The sequence below is a fragment of the Paraburkholderia dinghuensis genome (assembly GCF_003837865.1).
GTDB classification, from domain to species: domain Bacteria; phylum Pseudomonadota; class Gammaproteobacteria; order Burkholderiales; family Burkholderiaceae; genus Paraburkholderia; species Paraburkholderia dinghuensis.
This window is the reverse complement of record NZ_RQIS01000004.1, coordinates 218035-237652: the sequence shown is the minus strand read 5'-3', so window position 1 is coordinate 237652 and position 19618 is coordinate 218035. Positions and strand designations below refer to the sequence as shown.

16 protein-coding genes are annotated in these 19618 nt (G+C 64.2%); 3 read left to right on the top strand and 13 right to left on the bottom strand.

Features of this window, described 5'->3' with window-relative positions:
- The 13 genes from lpxA to rpsB form a co-directional block, all read right to left on the bottom strand.
- Complete coding sequence (lpxA, locus tag D1Y85_RS07440) at positions 1-789, bottom strand: acyl-ACP--UDP-N-acetylglucosamine O-acyltransferase (RefSeq protein ID WP_124150407.1); 789 nt, start codon at positions 787-789, stop codon at positions 1-3.
- Positions 790-875: 86 nt separating this feature from the next.
- A complete protein-coding gene (fabZ, locus tag D1Y85_RS07435; protein ID WP_124150406.1) occupies positions 876-1340 on the bottom strand; it encodes a 3-hydroxyacyl-ACP dehydratase FabZ in 465 nt (154 codons plus the stop codon).
- A gap of 224 nt (positions 1341-1564) precedes the next feature.
- The gene (lpxD, locus tag D1Y85_RS07430; RefSeq protein WP_124150405.1) at positions 1565-2641 is read right to left on the bottom strand and encodes a UDP-3-O-(3-hydroxymyristoyl)glucosamine N-acyltransferase; all 1077 of its coding nucleotides are present in this window, start codon (positions 2639-2641) and stop codon (positions 1565-1567) included.
- Between the two features lie 17 nt (positions 2642-2658).
- Complete coding sequence (locus tag D1Y85_RS07425) at positions 2659-3183, bottom strand: OmpH/Skp family outer membrane protein (protein WP_425466892.1); 525 nt, start codon at positions 3181-3183, stop codon at positions 2659-2661.
- Between the two features lie 91 nt (positions 3184-3274).
- On the bottom strand, positions 3275-5581 hold the full coding sequence (bamA, locus tag D1Y85_RS07420) for an outer membrane protein assembly factor BamA (RefSeq protein ID WP_124150404.1): 2307 nt from the start codon (positions 5579-5581) through the stop codon (positions 3275-3277).
- Between the two features lie 80 nt (positions 5582-5661).
- Positions 5662-7035: an RIP metalloprotease RseP gene (rseP, locus tag D1Y85_RS07415; protein WP_124150403.1), complete on the bottom strand. Its 1374-nt coding sequence runs from the start codon at positions 7033-7035 to the stop codon at positions 5662-5664.
- A gap of 76 nt (positions 7036-7111) precedes the next feature.
- A complete protein-coding gene (locus D1Y85_RS07410; RefSeq protein WP_124150402.1) occupies positions 7112-8293 on the bottom strand; it encodes a 1-deoxy-D-xylulose-5-phosphate reductoisomerase in 1182 nt (393 codons plus the stop codon).
- 10 nt (positions 8294-8303) lie between these two features.
- Complete coding sequence (locus D1Y85_RS07405; RefSeq protein WP_124150401.1) at positions 8304-9113, bottom strand: phosphatidate cytidylyltransferase; 810 nt, start codon at positions 9111-9113, stop codon at positions 8304-8306.
- A complete protein-coding gene (gene uppS / locus D1Y85_RS07400; RefSeq protein WP_124150400.1) occupies positions 9107-9889 on the bottom strand; it encodes a polyprenyl diphosphate synthase in 783 nt (260 codons plus the stop codon). The genes D1Y85_RS07405 and uppS overlap by 7 nt, the downstream gene beginning before the upstream one ends.
- 63 nt (positions 9890-9952) lie before the next feature.
- The gene (gene frr / locus D1Y85_RS07395; RefSeq protein WP_124150399.1) at positions 9953-10513 is read right to left on the bottom strand and encodes a ribosome recycling factor; all 561 of its coding nucleotides are present in this window, start codon (positions 10511-10513) and stop codon (positions 9953-9955) included.
- 98 nt (positions 10514-10611) lie between these two features.
- Positions 10612-11328 (bottom strand): UMP kinase, encoded by a 717-nt coding sequence (gene pyrH, locus D1Y85_RS07390; protein ID WP_124150398.1) that lies wholly within the window; start codon positions 11326-11328, stop codon positions 10612-10614.
- A 212-nt stretch (positions 11329-11540) separates the two neighbouring features.
- Positions 11541-12422 carry a translation elongation factor Ts gene (gene tsf, locus D1Y85_RS07385; protein ID WP_124150397.1) on the bottom strand — a complete coding sequence of 294 codons (882 nt, stop codon included), beginning with the start codon at positions 12420-12422 and terminating at the stop codon, positions 11541-11543.
- 187 nt (positions 12423-12609) lie between these two features.
- Positions 12610-13365 carry a 30S ribosomal protein S2 gene (gene rpsB, locus D1Y85_RS07380; RefSeq protein ID WP_124150396.1) on the bottom strand — a complete coding sequence of 252 codons (756 nt, stop codon included), beginning with the start codon at positions 13363-13365 and terminating at the stop codon, positions 12610-12612.
- A 462-nt stretch (positions 13366-13827) separates the two neighbouring features.
- On the opposite strand from rpsB, the gene map reads away from it, so the two are divergent.
- From map to D1Y85_RS07365, 3 genes are all read left to right on the top strand, one after another.
- Entirely contained in the window at positions 13828-14649 is an 822-nt protein-coding gene (gene map, locus D1Y85_RS07375; protein ID WP_124150395.1) for a type I methionyl aminopeptidase, read from the top strand.
- Positions 14650-14963: 314 nt separating this feature from the next.
- Positions 14964-17543, top strand: coding sequence for a [protein-PII] uridylyltransferase (locus tag D1Y85_RS07370; protein WP_124150394.1), 2580 nt, complete (start codon positions 14964-14966; stop codon positions 17541-17543).
- A gap of 1 nt (position 17544) precedes the next feature.
- Positions 17545-19602, top strand: coding sequence for a pseudouridine synthase (locus tag D1Y85_RS07365; RefSeq protein WP_246024815.1), 2058 nt, complete (start codon positions 17545-17547; stop codon positions 19600-19602).
- Positions 19603-19618: the final 16 nt, after the last annotated feature.

Here is a 19618-nt window from a genome sequence, read left to right as displayed (position 1 = left end):
CTAGCGGATGATGCCGCGTTGCGACTGCTCGACGAAGTCGATCAGCGCCTTGACGTGGATATCACCGTCGCCGCCTGCGCTCGCCAGTTCGGCAAGCTGGACCTTCGCTTCTTCCAGCGAGAGTCCGTTTTTGTAGAGCGTGCGGTACGCCGCGCGCAGCGCCGAGATCGCGTCGGGAGAGAAGCCGCGGCGGCGCAGACCTTCGACGTTGATGCCGTGCGGCACCGCCTTGTTGCCCGCGGCGACCACGAACGGCGGCACGTCCTGCACGAGCGCCGACGCACCGCCCACCATCGAGTGCGCGCCGATGCGCACGAACTGGTGCACGCCGGTCATACCGCCGACGATCGCGTAGTCGTCCACGATCACGTGACCCGCGAGCTGTGCGTTACTCGACATGATCACATTGCTGCCGAGTCGGCAGTCGTGGCCGACGTGCACATAGGCCATGATCCAGTTGTCGTCGCCGATGATCGTGACCCCGGTATCCTGCACGGTGCCCGTATGCAGCGTCGTGAACTCGCGGATCGTATTGCGGCTGCCGATCACGAGCCTGGTCGGCTCGCCCTTGTACTTCATGTCCTGCGGGCGGCCACCGATCGACGCGTAGTGGCCGATGCGGTTGTCCTCGCCGATCGTCGTATGGCCTTCGATCACGCTGTGCGACCCAACGATAGTACGCGCGCCGATGCTGACGTTCGCGCCGATAACCGCGTACGGTCCGATCTCGACCGATTCGTCGACTTGTGCACCCGGTTCGACAATCGCGGTGGGATGAATCCTGGTCATTCGTCCTCGCTTCAGATTCTGCTTCAGATTCTGTTACTTGCCTGCGCTGTCATGCGACGCGCGACGGCATTTCGCGGCGGGCGTAATTACGCGTCCGCGTCCATTTTCTTCACGGTGCACATCAGCTCTGCTTCGCAGGCGACGACGCCGTCCACTTCCGCCTGTGCCTTGAACTTCCAGATCCCGCGCATGTAGCGCTCGAACGTGGCGTTCAGGATCAGCTGATCACCCGGCTCGACCACGCGCTTGAAGCGCGCGCCGTCGATGCCGACGAAGTAATACAGCGTATTTGCGAAGTCCTGCTGCTGTTCCGAGAACGTCAGCAGCGCGGCGGTTTGAGCGAGCGCTTCGAGAATCATCACGCCAGGCATGACGGGACGCGTGGGGAAATGGCCCGTAAAGAAGGGCTCGTTGACCGTCACGTTCTTCAACGCCTTGATGCGCTTGTGCGGCTCCAGCTCGATGACCCGATCGACCATCAGAAACGGGTAGCGATGCGGCAACAGCGTGAGAATCTTGTGGATGTCGAAGTTGAGTTTTTCGATGTTCATGGTGTTTCTGCTCACGCAGGAATTGCGCGAAGATGACTTCGGATGCGGATGCCGACGGCCCCGTGCTGACGCGCAGTATGCGCGAGACACGCGGAATCGGGCATGCGGATCTGCCCGGAGCGCGGTCCAGCATACGAAAACCGGCGCCGCGCAAGACGCCGGGGTACTGTATTGCAGGAAACGGCCGCACCGTAGCGCCCCGCTTCCCTCCGGGTTGACTGTTGTTATGCGTCGCCTTGCGGCTTCGCAGCGACTGCCGCTTCGAGCGCCCGGATGCGGTCGCGCAGCTTGTCGATATTGCGCAGCAGTGCGGCGCTCTTGTTCCAGTCGGCGTGATCGACCGCAGGGAACGCACTCGTGTACACACCCCGCTTCGTCAGCGACTTCGAGACACCCGACTTCGCCGTAACGATCACATAGTCGGCAAGCGTCACGTGTCCGGCGATACCCACCGCGCCGCCGATCATGCAATGCTTGCCGATCGTCGTGCTGCCCGCGATACCTGCGCAACCGGCGATCACGGTGTACGCGCCGATCTTGCAGTTGTGCCCGATCTGCACGAGGTTATCGATCTTCACGCAGGTTTCGATGATCGTGTCGGCCATCGCACCGCGATCGATCGTCGTGTTGGCACCGATCTCGACGTCCGGCCCGATCGACACACCGCCGACCTGCGGAATCTTGACCCAGTCGCCCGTGCGCGCATCGCCCTCGCCCGTGAAATCCGGCGCGAAGCCAAAACCGTCCGAGCCGATCACCGCGCCCGCGTGCACGATCGCGCGCTCACCGATCCGGCAACCGTGATAGATGACAACGCCCGGATACAGATGCGAACCCGCACCGATCTGCGTGCCACGCCCGATGAACACATTCGCGTCAAGACGCACGTGTTCGCCGATCACGGCGCCAGCCTCGACCGTCACATTCGGGCCGATCACGGCGCTCGCGGCGATGCTCGCGGAAGCGTCCACATTCGCGCTCGGGTGAACACCGGGTGCAACCTTCGGTGTCGCCAGGTCGATGAATGCCTGCGCTACGCGCGCGAAGTAAGCATACGGATTGGGTGTGACGATGAAGTTGCGGCCGTCGCTGGACGCAAGCTTCGTGAGATCGTCCGGGCTGATGAGCACCGCCCCGGCACGTGTCGTCTCGACCTGAGCCAGATACTTTGGATTGGCGAGGAACGCCAGTTGCTGCGGACCGGCCTGGTCGAGCGGGGCGAGCGAAACGACGCGTTGTGCGGAATTGCCGACCACGTCGCCGCCGAAACGCCCGGCGAGTTCCTCAAGCGTGAAAGCCATGCGTGTCCTGCTCCTGCTTAATTGCTGCTACTCGAACCCGCGAGGGCTTTCAGCACCTGATCGGTGATGTCGATGCGCGGGCTCACGTAGACGGCTTCCTGCACGATCAGGTCGTAATGCTGCTGCTCGGCAATCTGCTTGATCACCTTGTTCGCCCGATCCAGCACCGCCGCAAGTTCCTCGTTGCGGCGCTGGTTAAGATCTTCGCGGAATTCGCGCTGTTTGCGCTGGAAGTCGCTATCGAGCTGCGACAGATCGCGCTGCTTCTGCGCGCGGTCGGTGGCCGACAACGACGCCCCGCTCTTGTCGAGCGAATCGGACATCGACTTCAGGCGCTGCGCCAAATCCTGCAGATCCTTGTCGCGCTTGGCGAACTCGGCTTCCAGCTTGGTCTGCGCGGCCTTCGCCGGGACGGATTCGCGCAGGATGCGATCGGAGTTGACCGCCGCGATCCTCGCCTCCTGCGCCTCTACCGCACCCGCGCCGAAAGCAAACACCGCCAGCGACAACGTCACGGCCCCGATCACCCGCCTTGAAAACATACCCGTTTGCAAAGTCATCCTCTCGTATCTCCGGGTTCCGAAATCGGTAAAACCCTCGGTAAAACGGCGGCAAAACCCGCCGTACGCTTCGTCAGAACGCCGTCCCGATCTGGAACTGGAACTTCTGGTACTGGTCGCCCGCGTGCTTCTGGAGCGGGAAACCAAGGCTCAGCTTGAGCGGACCAATCGGCGAAATCCAGGCGAGACCCGCACCGTAGCCGTAACGCAGGCCGTTCGCACCGACGCTGTGGCCCTGATCTCCCCAGACGTTACCACCATCGAGGAAGGTAAAGACACGCAGTGTGCGGTCATAGCCCGTACCCGGCAACGGGAACGTCAACTCGATATTGCCCACGACCATCTTCGAACCGCCGATCGGGTCGTTCGTCGTCGCGTCGCGCGGACCCAGCGAGCTCGGCTCGTAGCCGCGCACCGAACCGATACCGCCGGCGTAGTAGTTCTTGAAGATCGGGTACGGCTTGCCGGAAAGGCCATTGCCGTAACCGCCCTGGAAGTTCAGGCCAAGCACGAAGCCGCGCGCAAACGAGTAATAGTACTGCGCCTGAATGTCGGCCTTGTAATACTGCGTCCCGCCGATCGGCGTGCCGTATTCGGCGTTCGCCTGCGTGAAATAGCCCTTGCTCGGCACGAGCGCGCTGTCACGCGCGTCGCGCGACCAGCCCATCGTGAGCGGCACGTTGTTCGAGATGCGACCGAACTCGCTCACGTAGTCTTTGTAGCTCTGCGGCGTGTTCTCGTCGATGTCGAGGCGGTCCTGCTCGAAGCCGGCGCCGAAGAACACCGTATCGACTTCCGAGAACGGGATGCCGAACTTCAGGTCGCCGCCCGCGGTGATGATGCGGAAGCTCGAATCCGTCGAGTAATACAGCGGCTGGTACGTGCGGTAGTAGACGTCGGTAATGCGCTTGATGCCGTCCACCGTGAAGTACGGGTCCACCTGCGTGACGGCCAGCGTGCGATACGTCCGCGCCGTGTTCACGTTGACCGACAACGACGTGCCCGAGCCGAACACGTTGTCCTGCGACACGCCCGCCGAGAGCACCACCTTGTCCGTCGACGAGAAGCCCGCGCCCAGCGTAATCGCGCCGGTCGGCTTTTCGGCGACCTTCACGTTCACGTCCACCTGGTCGGCCGTGCCTTCAACGGGCACCGTCGTCACATCGACATCGGTAAAGTAGCCGAGACGGTTGATGCGGTCCTTCGAGAGCGCGAGACGGTTCGAATCGAACCACGAGCTTTCGAGCTGGCGCATTTCGCGGCGCACGACTTCGTCGCGCGTGCGCGTGTTGCCAACCACGTTGATGCGGCGCACGTAGACGCGGCGGCTCGGATCGACCTGCAACGTGAGGTCGACCGTATGGTGTTCCTGGTCGATCTGCGGCAGCGCGTTGACCGTGGCGAACGCATAGCCGTATTCGCCGAGCTTGTCGACGATGGCCTTCGTCGTGGCCGTGAGCTTCTCAGCCGAGAACTTGTCGCCGGGGCGAATCTTGATCAGCTTTTGCAGTTCGGCTTCGCGGTCGAGCAGATTGCCCGCGAGCTTGACGCCGGACACCGTGTACGGCTGGCCTTCATGCACCGTGATCGTCAGGTACATGTCCTTCTTGTCCGGCGAGATCGACACCTGGGTCGACTCGATGTTGAACTCGAGGAAGCCGCGGTTCAGGTAGAACGAGCGCACATTCTCGAGGTCGCCGGTCAGCTTCTCCTTCGCGTACAGGTCGTTCTTCGTGTACCACGAGAACCAGTTCGGCGTGGAGAGCTGCATCTCGGCGAGCAGCGTGCCGGTGCTGAACGTGTTGTTGCCGATGAAGTTGATCTGGCGGATCTTCGCGCTCGGCCCTTCGACCACCGAGAACAGAAGACCGACGCGGTTGCGGTCGATCGGCGTGACGGTCGTCGTCACTTCGGCGGCGTAGAAGCCGCGCGTAAGGTACTGGCGCTTGAGCTCCTGCTCGGCCTTTTCGACGAGCGCACGGTCGTAGTAGCGCCCCTGCGAGAGGCCGACCGCGTGCAGCGCCTTCGTCAGGTTGTCCTTGTCGAATTCGTGGATGCCCGCGAAGTCGATCGTTCCGATCGCGGGACGCTCCTGAACCTGCACCACGACGACGTTGCCTTCGGTGGCAATCTTCACGTCGTTGAAGAAGCCCGTGGCGTAGAGCGCGCGGATCGCCTCAGAGGCTTTGTCGTCGGTGAACGTGTCGCCCTGCTTGATGGGCAGGTACGAAAAAACGGTGCCCGGCTCGACGCGTTGGAGGCCTTCGATCCGGATATCCTGAACCACGAAAGCTGCAGTAGCCGAATGAGCAACCAGTCCATGCGCGGCCAGCGCGGCGGCCGCAACGGTCTTTGGAACCAAGCGATGAGGTCTAAACAACGTGCTTCCCCAGGTGTTTATAGCTGCATTCGGTCAGGCGGCCCGGGTCACAAACACAGACGCGGACGCCGCCAGACACTTTAAAAATGGATTAACCTAGCCAGATCGTTGAACAACGCAATCGCCGACAGCGCGACGATGCAGGCCAGCCCCGCTCGCTGCAGTATGAGCTGCCAGCGATCCGATACGGCTTTGCCCGTTACGGCTTCAACCAGATAATATAACAGATGCCCCCCGTCCAAAACCGGAATTGGGAGCAGGTTGAGTACGCCCAGGCTAATGCTGACGAGGGCAAGGAACGACAGAAATGCGGACAAACCAAGGCGCGCGCTCTTACCCGCGTAATCGGCTATCGTCACCGGACCCGAGAGATTCTTCAGCGACGCCTCGCCAGTGATCATGCGGCCGAACATCCGCAGCGAGTACACGGCGATGCTCCACGTGCGATGCGCGCCGAGCTGCACGCTCTCGAGCGGCCCGTAACGCACGGCAACCGTTGGCGCCTGCGCCGCCAGCGCCGCGCCAATACGCCCCACCGTCTCACCCGTTTCGTCATCGCGCTGGGCGGCCGGGACCACCGTCAGCTTGAGCGGCTGATCGGCGCCGCGCAGTATATCCAGTTGCACCGGCTTGCCCGCATGCTCCTTCACATGCGCGATGAACGTGCTTGCGCTATCGACGGGACGGCCGTCAACTGCGCGCAGACGATCTCCCTTCTGCAGCCCGGCCCGCTCCGCCGCACTACCCGGCTCGACGCCCGCGACCTGCAGCGTGCCGCCGCCGGCCTCGAGGCCGAGGCGCGACATAAAGTCGTCATCGAGATCCTTGCTGCGAAGCTGGGACAGATCGAGCGGGAAGTCATAGGTACCGCCGCCGTCATGAGCGGCTAGCACGACGCGGCCATGATCGAACGCCGCCGACAGCAGTTTCCAGCGCAGGTCCGACCACGAACGCACGGACTGCGTGTCGTCGCCGTTCGCATCGCTCACCGAAACGATTTTCTCGCCGCCCTGGAAGCCCGCCTGCGCGGCGGCCGAATGCGCGGGCGGCGCGGCGACGATCGCAGCCGGCTCATTCACGCCGGACGCGAACACGAGCGCAAAGAGCGCGATGGCCAGCAGGAAGTTAGCAATGGGTCCGGCGGCGACAATTGCAATGCGCTTGCCGACCGACTGCCGGTTGAAGGCGTGTGGAAGATCGCCAGCGGGAATGCGTTCCGTGGCTTCCCGCTCGTCGAGCATCTTCACGTAGCCGCCGAGCGGCAGCCACGAAATAGTCCACTCCGTGCCAGTGTGCTTGCTGACCCACTGCACGAGCGGCTTGCCGAAACCGATCGAAAAGCGCAGAACCTTCACGCCGCACAGGCGTGCGATGCTGTAATGCCCATACTCGTGGACGACGACGAGCACGCCGATCGCCACGACAAACGCCACCAGTTCGGTGAGCAGATTCATATGCGCCTCCAGCCTGTGCCTAATGGGCCAAAACGGGCCAAATGCAGTGCCAATGCGGGCGCGGCCCTTAGCGGGTTCAGGCCGGCACCGGCAGGCTGTCGATGACGGTGTGCGCCGCACGGCGGGCGGATGCATCCGCTTCGAGCACGACGTCGAGACTCGACGCGCTTCTGTTTTCGAGCGCGTTAAGCACGGCGTCGACCGTCTGCGCGATCGCCATGAAACCGATGCGGCGGTTGAGGAACGCCTCCACAGCGACTTCGTTGGCCGCGTTGAGTGCCGCGCTCGCGACGCCGCCGGCAGCCATCGCCTTCATGGCGAGCGCGAGACACGGGAAGCGCTGGTAGTCGGGTTTTTCGAACGTGAGCGTCGCGACTTGCGCGAGATCGAGCTGCGCAACGCCCGAATCGACGCGATCCGGGAAAGCCAGCGCGTGCGCAATCGGCGTGCGCATGTCGGGATTGCCCAGTTGCGCAAGCACCGAACCGTCCGCATACGAGACCATCGAATGGATCACGCTCTGCGGGTGAATCAGCACATCGATACGCTCGCCCGGCAGATTGAACAGGTAGTGCGCCTCGATCACTTCGAGACCCTTGTTCATCATCGTTGCCGAGTCGACCGAGATCTTGCGACCCATCGACCAGTTCGGATGCTTGCACGCCTCGTCCGGCGTCACATCGACGAGCGTGGCAGGTTCGCGCGTGCGAAACGGGCCGCCCGAGGCCGTGAGAATGATCTTCGACACGCCGCCATGCTTTGTGCCCTCGGCCGGCAGAGACTGGAACACCGCGTTGTGCTCGCTGTCGACGGGCAACAGAACCGCGTCGTTGTCGCGCACGGCGTCCATGAAGATGTCGCCCGACATCACGAGCGCTTCCTTGTTCGCGAGCAGGATGCGCTTGCCGGCCTGCGCCGCCGCGAGCGTGGGCACAAGACCCGCCGCGCCGACGATCGCCGCCACGACCGTGTCGCAGGCATCGCTCGTCGCAACATCGACGAGCGCCTGCGGCCCGTAGGTCACGATGGTTTTCGAACCGGCCGCGCGCAGCTTCTTCTCCACTTGCGCGGCGGTTTCGGCATCACCGACGACGGCCACCTCGGGCGCGAAGCGCAGGCATTGTTCGACGAGCTTGCCGCCGTTGCGGTGCGCCGTGAGCGCATAAACCGAGAAGCGTTCCGGATGACGCGCGACCACGTCGAGCGTGCTGTCTCCGATCGAGCCCGTGGATCCGAGCAATGTCAGTCGTTTTTGCATTTTCAATTCTCTAGCCGAGCAGCAACATCGCCAGCGGCAGCACCGGCAACAGAGCGTCGATGCGGTCGAGCACCCCGCCGTGGCCCGGCAGGAGGCCACTCGAATCCTTCACGCCGGCCTGGCGCTTGAGCATCGACTCGAACAGATCGCCGACCACGCTGAACACGACCAGCACAGTCAGCACAAATAGCGCACGGCCCAAACCCACCCGGGTGGCCAGCGCGGAATAAAACGTCGGCTCGAACGCGTGCAGCGCAATAGCGGCGATCGAAACCGCCATCACGGCGACCCAGCCGCCCACTGCACCTTCCCAGGTCTTGCCGGGGCTGATGGCCGGTGCCAGTTTATGGCGGCCGAACGCCTTACCTGCAAAGTATGCGCCGATATCGGCGAGCCATACGACAAGCAACAGGGACAGGACAAACGCCACGCCCGCCACGCGCGCCGCGAAGAGCGCGTGCCAGCAGGCGGCGAAGATTACGAGGCCGGCGGCGAGCAGGAAGACGCGCCAGACGCCGGCGGCGAGCACGGGTTTGCGCAGCAGCACGAAAGGAGCGGCGACGATCCAGAAGATGCCCGCCGCCTTGAAGAGCGCACGCGGCGCTTCGAGCTCGGCGCTAAGCACCACGACCGCGGAGGCGACAGCCGCGTAGAGGATCGAGCCGAGGCTACCGACCTTGAGGAGGCGCGCCCACTCCCACGCGGCGAACAGAACGACCACACGGATCAGCACGCCAAACGCCGCCACCGGCGCGAACAGCGTGACCGGCAGGAGCACGGCCAGCAGTACGACCGCCGTGATGACACGGGTCTTTAGCATGAAAGCGAGTCGGCGTCTTGTGATTGGGTTTCGACCTGGGCGCTCGTGCGGCCAAAGCGGCGTTCGCGTTCGGCATACGATGCGATTGCACGGCCGAGTGCCGCAGCATCGAAGTCGGGCCAGTAGGCGTCGGTGAAATATAATTCGGTGTAGGCAAGCTGCCACAGCAGAAAATTGCTGACGCGCTGCTCACCGCCAGTGCGGATGAAGAGGTCAGGCTCCGGCGCGTAGGCCATCGCCAGATGCTGGCCGAGCGTATCCTCCGTGACCAGCGCCGGTACGCCCGTGCTGGCACTCTCTTCCACCAGCTTACGGGTCGCCTGCATGATGTCCCAGCGGCCGCCGTAGTTTGCCGCGATCGTCAGTGTGAGACGGGTGTTGCGCGCCGTCTTGGTCTCGGCGCGCCGGATCAGATCCTGGATGCGCTCGTTGAACATCGACAGATCGCCGACTACGCGCAAGCGGATGCCGTTCGCGTGCAGACGGCCGACCTCGCGTTCGAGCGCCGAGATGAACAGACGCATCAGGAACGACACTTCGTCGGTCGGACGTCGCCAGTTCTCGGAACTGAACGCGAACAGCGTCAGGTATTCGACGCCGCGGTCGACACACGCCTCGACGACCGACCGCACGGCGTCGACGCCACGCGTATGGCCCGCCACGCGCGGCAGACGGCGCTCTGTTGCCCAACGGCCATTGCCGTCCATGATAATCGCGATGTGGCGCGGTACGGCCGCCACATCGGGCACGCGAACGGTTGAGCTGGTATAGGTCATGGCCGTGGAACTAATACTGCAATAAAGAAAGGAAACCCTGGCGCGACTGAAGGCCTTGCGGCCTCAGACCGTCATGATCTCGGCTTCCTTGGTCTGGACGAGCTTGTCGATCTCGGCCACGGAGCGGTCCGTCAGCTTCTGGACATCGTCACTTGCGCGGCGCTCGTCGTCTTCCGAGATTTCCTTGTCCTTCACAAGCTTCTTCAGCTGCTCGTTCGCATCGCGGCGCAGGTTGCGCACGGCGACCTTCGCCGTCTCGCCTTCGCTCTTGACGACCTTCGTGAGTTCCTTGCGACGCTCTTCGGTCAGCGCGGGCATCGGTACGCGAATCAGGTCGCCGTGGGTGGCCGGGTTCAGACCCAGGTCCGACTCGCGGATCGCCTTTTCGACGGCCTGAACCATCTTCTTTTCCCACGGTTGCACGCCGATCGTACGTGCGTCGACCAGCGTCAGGTTCGCCACCTGCGAGATCGGCACCGGCGAGCCGTAGTAATCGACCTGGATGTGATCGAGCAGGCCGGTATGCGCCCGCCCCGTGCGGATCTTCGCAAGATCGCTCTTGAACGCTTCGATCGAGCGCTGCATCTTCTGCTCCGCGCCCTTCTTGATGTCAGCCACAGCCATTTTGAAACCTCCGAACCTTGAACGGTGCGGGTCGCCCGACGCTCCGGCATTGCCTGAGGGGGCGCGACCCGAAATCGAGTCTCTCGTATGCCGAGAGTTTACACGTGGACGAGCGTGCCCTCGTCTTCGCCCTGAACGATGCGTTTGAGCGCGCCCGGCTTGTTGATCGAAAAGACGCGGATCGGCAGCTTCTGGTCGCGGCACAACGCGAACGCCGTCGCGTCCATGACCTGCAGGTTGCGGCCAATCGCCTCGTCGAAGCTGATCGTGGCATAGCGGGTGGCCGTCGAGTCCTTTTTCGGGTCTGCCGAATAGACGCCGTCCACCTTCGTTGCCTTCAGCACGACTTCCGCGCCCACTTCCGAGCCGCGCAGCGCGGCGGCCGTGTCGGTCGTGAAGAACGGGTTACCCGTGCCGGCGGCGAAAATCACAACCTTGCCCTCTTCCAGTTGACGGATCGCACGGGGGCGGATGTACGGCTCGACCACCTGGTCCATGCGCAGCGCCGACTGCACGCGCGCCTCGATGCCCGCGTGACGCATGGCGTCCTGCAGGGCGAGCGCGTTCATCATGGTGGCGAGCATACCCATGTAGTCGGCAGTTGCACGGTCCATGCCGGCCGCGCCGCCCGCGACGCCGCGGAAGATGTTGCCGCCGCCGATCACCACCGCGAGCTGCGTGCCGAGGCGCACCACTTCGGCCACGTCCGCCACCATTCGTTCGATCGTGGCGCGGTTGATGCCAAAGGCATCGTCGCCCATCAGGGCTTCGCCGGAGAGTTTGAGCAGGACGCGTTTATAGGCGGGTGTGGGCATGGGGTATCCAGATCGCGCGGAAAGGCAATAACGTGAAACTGTAGGGGTGAAATACGGCTTCGGGCAAGCGCCACCAGAACTGACGGTGACCTGCGCCACCTCGCGCTGCGGGGGCTGGGTCGCGCCTGGCGTCGCTACGCTGCCCGCCGCGGCGGATTGCTCCGCCGCGGGTACTGCGGTACTGCTGCGGGAGTTGCACTCCCGCGCGGACCTTATTGCTGCTTTGCAGCAGCCACTTGCGCGGCCACTTCGGCGGCAAAGTCGTCCTGACGCTTTTCGATGCCTTCGCCGACCACGAACAGCGCGAACTTCTGGACCGTCGTGTTGGCGGCCTTCAGCATCTGCTCGATCGTCTGCTTGTCGTTCTTCACGAACGGCTGGTTCAGCAGCGAGACTTCCTTCAGATACTTCTGAACCGAACCGTCGACCATCTTCGCGACGATCTCAGCCGGCTTGCCCGATTCGGCAGCCTTCTGCTCGGCGATGCTGCGTTCCTTGGCGATCAGGTCGGCCGGCACGTCGTCCGACGACAGCGAGACCGGCTTCATCGCGGCGATGTGCATCGCAACGTCCTTGCCGACTTGCTCTTCCGCGCCCGTGTACTCGACCAGCACGCCGATGCGCGTGCCGTGCAGGTACGCGGCGATCTTGTTAGCGGTTTCGAAGCGCGCGAAACGGCGGATCGACAGGTTTTCGCCAATCTTGCCGACGAGCGCGAGACGCACGGCGTCGACGGTCGAGCCTTCGAGCGGCAGCGCCGACAGCGCTGCGACGTCAGCCGGGTTCTTCGTGGCGACGAGCTCGGCCACCGTCTTCGCGAACGCGAGGAAGTCGTCGTTCTTCGCGACGAAGTCGGTTTCGCAGTTCAGTTCGACCACGGCGCCAGCGTTGCCGCCGATGAACGACGAGATCACGCCTTCAGCCGTAACGCGCGAAGCTGCCTTGCTCGCCTTGTTGCCGAGCTTCACGCGCAGCAGTTCTTCGGCACGCGCGAGGTCGCCGTCGGCTTCCGTCAGCGCTTTCTTGCATTCCATCATCGGCGCGTCGGTTTTCGCGCGCAGTTCTGCCACCATGCTTGCGGTAATTGCCGCCATCATTCGCTCCTTGAGTCTGTCTGGTACACGCCGACCGCCTTTCGATACGGCCGGCAGGAATTCGTTTCCGTGAGACATGCTTTTTTACAGTCGCACGGTGCCGCAAGTGTGACGCGGCGTCGAACGGCACGGCTTAAAAAAAAGGGGCCTATTGAAAGCCCCCTTTTCTTGCCGGACACGGGGCAGCTTACGCCTCCGAATTGACCTCAACGAACTCGTCGTCGCCGTCGTTGCCGCGCGTTGCTGCGACAACTTCGTTGACCGCGTTCGCACGGCCTTCGAGGATCGCGTCAGCCACGCCCTGGGCGTACAGCGCGACGGCCTTGCTGGCGTCGTCGTTGCCCGGGATCACGTAGTCGATGCCTTCCGGCGAGTGGTTCGTGTCGACCACGGCGATGACGGGGATGCCCAGCTTGTTGGCTTCCGTCACGGCAATCTTGTGGTAGCCGACGTCGACCACGAAGATCGCGTCCGGAATGCCGCCCATGTCCTTCACGCCGCCGATCGACTTTTGCAGCTTGGCGATTTCGCGTTCGAACAGGAGCGCTTCCTTCTTGCTCATCTTCTCGAGCTCGCCCGCTTCCACGGCCGCTTCCATGTCCTTCAAGCGCTTGATCGAAACCTTCAGCGTCTTGAAGTTGGTCAGCATGCCGCCGAGCCAGCGTGCGTTCACGAACGGCATGCCAGCGCGCTGCGCTTCCATCTGGATCGTGTCACGCGATTGACGCTTCGTGCCGACGAACAGGATCGTGCCGCGGTTCGCTGCCAGTTGACGCACGTACTTCAGCGCGTCGTTGTACATCGGCAGCGTCTTTTCGAGGTTGATGATGTGAATCTTGTTGCGATGACCGAAGATGAAGGGGGCCATCTTCGGGTTCCAGAAGCGCGTCTGGTGGCCAAAGTGGACACCGGCTTCCAGCATTTGGCGCATGGTAACTGCCATGAGAAATTCTCCGCTAGGGTTTGGGTCTGAAGCCGGCTGCCGCATCGGATGCGCCGCTCCCTTTCATTGCTTTGCCGTGAAAGGGCCTGGACGCAACCGACACCCTGGATGCGCCGGCTCGTGAATACGCTGTCGTCACCGGAAATCATCCCGCTTCCGGCATCGCGCCCGCGACAGCTAGCGGGCTACTACTCTTCCGTTGCTCTCCCATGCCCCGTCACGCCCTGAAGGCTTTAAAGGAATAGAGCGAGCGACTTAGCCGGTGAGTATAGCACGCGCCTTCCACCTCACTCAAGCCGGCTATTACCCTCGGGAATCACCTCCCGATCCCATCCCGATCACCTCGCGGAAATACGCCGGATCTCACCGGGTGCGCGCCTGCAACCCCGCTTTTCAAGACGCCGCAACGAGGGGGATAAGGTGCGATAATTTGACATTCGACAGCATTTTCAGGCGCCCATCATGGCCATATCGATCAAGAACGAATACGACATTGCGCAGATGCGCGTAGCCGGCCGCCTGGCTAGCGAGGTACTCGATTACATCACGCCGTACGTCGTCGCGGGCGTCACGACCGGCGAACTCGACCGCCTGTGCCACGAATATATGACCACCGTGCAGGGCACAGTGCCCGCACCGCTGAACTACCAGCCGCCCGGCTACCCGCCGTATCCCAAAGCCACCTGCATCTCGGTCAACGACGTGATCTGTCACGGTATTCCGGGTGAGAAGGCGCTCAAGAACGGCGACGCCCTCAATATCGACATCACCGTCATCAAGGAAGGCTATTTCGGCGACACGAGCCGGATGTTCATCGTCGGCGAGGGTTCGATCCTCGTGAAGCGCCTCGTCCAGACCACCTATGAATGCATGTGGCTCGGAATCGATCAGGTGCGCCCCGGCGCGCATCTCGGCGACATCGGCCACGCAATCCAGCGTTACGCCGAAGCGCAAGGTTACAGTGTGGTTCGCGAATATTGCGGCCACGGCATCGGCACGGTGTTCCACGACGATCCACAAGTGTTGCATTACGGTCGCCCCGGTACGGGCATCGAACTCGTACCCGGCATGATCTTCACGGTCGAACCCATGATCAACGCCGGCACCCGCGATATCCGCACGATGCCCGACCAGTGGACGGTCAAGACGAAGGATCGCAAACCTTCTGCGCAGTGGGAGCATACTGTGCTCGTCACCGAGACTGGCTACGAGGTTCTGACGGTCTCGGCAGGCACGCCGGCCAAACCGGCCATCGTCGCGCAGACGGCTGGCACGGCAGCCTGAACAGCCGGGCGGGCCGGGCTTGCAGCATTCACGGCTGCGTGGGGCACGAGCCGCAGATCCGCTCTCCAGTGCCGTTCCGGGCGGCGGTGTGCCGCCTGGCACTAAATCGACAGTCGCGAGACAATCCCGTATGACAGGCGCGGCTTAGGACTTACGCTGCCATCACCGCGCGCCAGGCAATTGCGCCCGTCCCTTGCTTCGGACCGGGCGCGCAGTCGTAACACCGCCCGTCCCGGGCGGCTCACAGGCAGAATCCGTCCGCGGAAGACCCACGGCCGGCCGAACTCCAACCCGCGCACGTACAAACCGAGCCCATGAGCGTTCCCGCCGTCGCCGTCCCCGATACGTCGTCGCTGAAGTCCGACTACAAGGCCGCCAAGGCCCAATTGCTCGAGCGTTTCCGCACCGCGAGCAACGTCGACACGCTGATGCGCGCCCTCGCCCGCACCACCGACGACACGCTGCGACGTGCCTGGAATGCCTGCGAGCTGCCCGCGTCGCTCGCACTCGTCGCGGTAGGCGGTTTCGGGCGCGGCGAGCTGGCGCCCTACTCGGACGTCGATATCCTCGTGCTCCTGCCCGACGATGCACCGCTCGCGCCACTCGAAGAGCGAATCGAGCGCTTCATCGGGCTCGCGTGGGACCTCGGGCTGGAGATCGGCAGCAGCGTACGCAGTGTGTCGCAGTGCCTTCACGAATCCGCGAACGACATCACCGTGCGCACGTCGCTGCTCGAAGCCCGCCGCATCACCGGCAGCGCGACACTCTTCGGCGATTTCGCGCAACGCTACCGCGACGCACTGGACCCGCGTGCTTTCTTCCAGGCGAAAGTGCTGGAGATGCGCCAGCGGCACGCCAAATTCCAGGACACGCCTTACTCACTCGAACCGAACGTAAAGGAAAGCCCCGGCGGCCTGCGCGATCTGCAGCTCATTCTTTGGGTCACCGAAGCCGCCGCGTTCGGCAGCAGCTGGCGCGAGCTCGACCAGCGCGGACTGATCACCGGACGCGAAGCGCGCGAGCTGCGCCGCAACGAGGCGTTCCTGAAAACGCTGCGCGCGCGTCTGCATGTGATCGCGGGACGCCGCCAGGATATTCTCGTGTTCGACCTGCAGACGGCCGTCGCACAAGGCTTCGGCTACGAGGCGAGCACGACGCGGCGCGCGAGCGAATTGCTCATGCGGCGCTACTACTGGGCCGCGAAAGCCGTTACGCAGCTCGCGACGATCCTGATCCAGAACATCGAGGCGCAACTCTTCCCGAGCACGAGCGGCATCACGCGCGTGCTCTCGGACAATTTCGTCGAGAAGCAGGGCATGATCGAGATCGCGAGCGACGACGTATTTGAGCGCGAGCCGCACGCGATCCTCGAAGCGTTCCTGCTGTTCGAGCAGGTGCCCGGCGTGAAGGGCCTGTCGGCACGCACGCTGCGCGCGCTCTACAACGCGCGCGACAAGATGGACCAGCACTGGCGGCGCGACCCCGAGAATCGCCGGCTCTTCATCGAGATCCTCAAGCAGCCGACGGGCATCACGCACGCCATGCGGCTGATGAACCAGACGAGCGTGCTGGGCCGCTATCTGCTGAACTTCAGGCGCATCGTCGGGCAGATGCAGCACGACCTCTACCATATGTACACGGTCGACCAGCACATCCTGATGGTGCTGCGCAACATGCGCCGTTTCGCTGTGGTCGAGCATGCGCACGAATATCCGTTCTGCAGCCAGCTGATTGCGAATTTCGAGCGCCCCTGGGTGCTCTACGTCGCAGCGCTCTTTCACGACATCGCGAAGGGCCGCGGCGGGGATCACTCGACGCTCGGCATGGCCGACGCGCGCCGCTTCTGCCGCAACCACGGAATCGAAGCCGACGATACGGCGCTGGTCGTCTGGCTCGTCCAGCATCACCTCACGATGAGCCAGGTCGCGCAGAAACAGGACACGAGCGATCCCGAGGTCATCAAGCGCTTCGCTGACCTGGTCGGCTCCGAACGGCGCCTGACGGCGCTCTATCTGCTGACCGTCGCCGATATCCGCGGCACGAGCCCGAAGGTGTGGAACAACTGGAAAGGCAAGCTGCTCGAGGACCTCTACCGCTCGACGCTTGCCGTGCTGGGCGGCGCGCGCCCCGATGCGCACTCCGCGCTGAAGACGCGCCAGGAGGAGGCGCTCGCGCTGCTGCGCCTAGAAACCGTGCCGGAGAACGCTCACCGCGCACTTTGGGAGCAGCTCGACGTCGGCTACTTTCTGCGCCACGATGCCGCCGACATCGCCTGGCAAACACGCGTGCTCTACCGCCACGTGGAAGCGCCGACGCCAGTCGTGCGCGCGCGACCCTCGCCGATCGGCGAGGCGCTGCAGGTGCTCGTCTACGCCAAGGATCGCCCCGACCTCTTCGCGACGATGTGCGCCTACTTCGACCGTCGCGGCCTGTCCGTACTCGACGCGCGCGTGAGCACGACGCGCCACGGCTACGCGCTCGACAATTTCATCGTTGCCCTGACCGAGGGCGACGTGCAGTACCGTGATATCGCGAACCTCGTCGAACAGGAACTCGCAGCGCGGCTGACCGCCACTGACAGCCCGCTGCCCGAACCGGCAAAAGGCCGACTGTCGCGGCTGTCGCGCACGTTCCCGGTAACGCCGCGCGTCGACCTGCGGGCCGACGAAAGCGGCGAGTACTACATCCTGTCCGTGTCGGCAAACGACCGGCCGGGCCTTCTTTATTCCATCGCGCGCGTGCTCGCCGAGCACCGGGTCGGCGTCCATGCGGCGCGGATCAATACACTCGGCGAACGCGTCGAAGACGTTTTTCTCGTCGACGGCACAGTTCTCTCGAATAGCCGCTTGCAGATCCGCGTCGAAACCGAATTGCTGCGCGCGATAGCAGTGTGAAATGACCATGTCCACCCGAGCCAGACTCACAGCGAAGCACCCGCGCCCGACCACGTCCGAGCGCGCCCCCGTCCGCCCCGGCAGTACGACCGCGCGTAAGCCGGTCCGCAAAGCCGCGAGCCCGGCGCCCGAGGCGAAGACGTCGACAAAGCCCGCGCTCGCGCGTGGTGAGAATCGAGCGACTGAACGCGCCGGTGCCAGGTCAGGAGTGTCGCGCGAACGCGATACGACGAGCCGCCCGGCGCGGACTTCAGGTTCTGCGTACGGCAAACCCGCCGACGGCACGGCACGCGGCGGCAAAGCGGGCGGCTTCGGCGGCAAACCAGCGGGAGCGAGAGCACCACGTACAGGCGATGGACATACGGGCGAGCACCGGCGGCCGGGCGCAGCACGTGATGCGGACGCACCGCGCGCTACGCGGTCGTGGGACCGCGACGAACGGCCGGCGCGGCGTGGGGACGGCGACGAACGCCGTCCGGCGCGTGCACGCAGCGAAGGCTTCGGCGATGAGCGACGTCCGGCACGCCCACGCAGCGAAAACTCCGGCGATGAACGCCGTCCAGCACGCACACGCAGCGAAGGCTTCGGCGATGAACGACGTCCGGCACGCGCACGCAGCGAAGGCTTCGGCGACGAACGCCGTCCGCCACGCGCACGCAGCGAAGGCTTCGGCGACGAACGCCGTCCGGCACGCCCGCGCAGCGAAGGCTTCGGCGACGAACGCCGTCCGGCACGCCCGCGCAGCGAAGGCTTCGGCGACGAACGCCGTCCGGCACGCGCACGCAGCGAAAGCGTCGGCGATGAACGACGTCCGGCACGCCCACACAGCGGAAGCTACAGCGACGAACGGCGCCCAACGCGCGCGCGCAGTGACGGCTTCAGTAGCGAACGTCGTCCGGCGCGTCCGCGCGCCGAAGGCTCCGATGAAGGCAAGCGCACGTTCGGCGAGCGTAAAGCACCCGGCTCCGCGCCACGGCGTGAATACGGCACAGCGGAAAACCGCCGCCCCCGCGACGAAGGCACGCGACGCACGAGCTCCGAGCGCCCCGCCCGAGAAGAACGCAGCTTCGCGCGGCCGGCAAAGGCCGCGCCGCGCGACGGCAACGATACCCCGGCACGCCGTCGCGATACCGCCAACCGCGAAGGCGCAGGACCGCGCGCGCGACGCAGCTTCGATGACGCCCCCGTGCGCAAAATCGCGACGCGGGTGAAACAGGACGAGCACGCTGGGCGCCGTCCGCCCGTTGAGTCGACTGAGGCCGCTGCACCGCGCCGCACGCCCCACACGGGCGCCGACGCAACCGGTTCCCTGCGCCTGTCGAAGCGGATGTCGGAACTGGGTCTGTGCTCGCGCCGCGAGGCAGACGAGTGGATCGAGAAGGGCTGGGTTCTCGTCGACGGCGAGCGTATCGACACGCTCGGCGCGAAAGTGACGCCCGACCAACAGATCGAGATCGACCCAGCTGCCCGCGCCGCACAGGCACGCCAGGTGACGATCCTGCTGCACAAGCCGGTAGGCTACGTCTCGGGCCAGGCCGAGGACGGCTATCCGCCCGCAGCCACGCTCGTCACGGCGGGCAATCAGTGGGACGGCGATCGTTCCGGCATCCGTTTTTCGCCGCTGCATCTGCGCACGCTTGCACCAGCGGGACGCCTTGACATCGATTCGACCGGCCTGCTCGTGCTGACCCAGGACGGCCGTGTCGCGAAACAGCTGATCGGCGAGCAGTCGGACATCGACAAGGAATACCTCGTGCGTGTGACCTACAACGAACTCGAAAGCGACATAGACCAGCAGTTCCCTGCCGAACTTCTCGCGAAGCTGCGTCACGGCCTGTCGCTGGACGATGTACCGCTCAAGCCCGCGATGGTGAGCTGGCAAAACGGCGAGCAACTGCGTTTCGTGTTGCGCGAAGGCAAGAAGCGGCAGATCCGCCGCATGTGCGAGCTGGTGGGGCTGAAGGTGGTCGGCCTCAAGCGCGTACGGATGGGCCGGGTGCTGCTGGGCGCACTCCCGCAAGGCCAGTGGCGCTATCTGACACCCGACGAATCGTTCTGAATCGCACCCGCGGTGA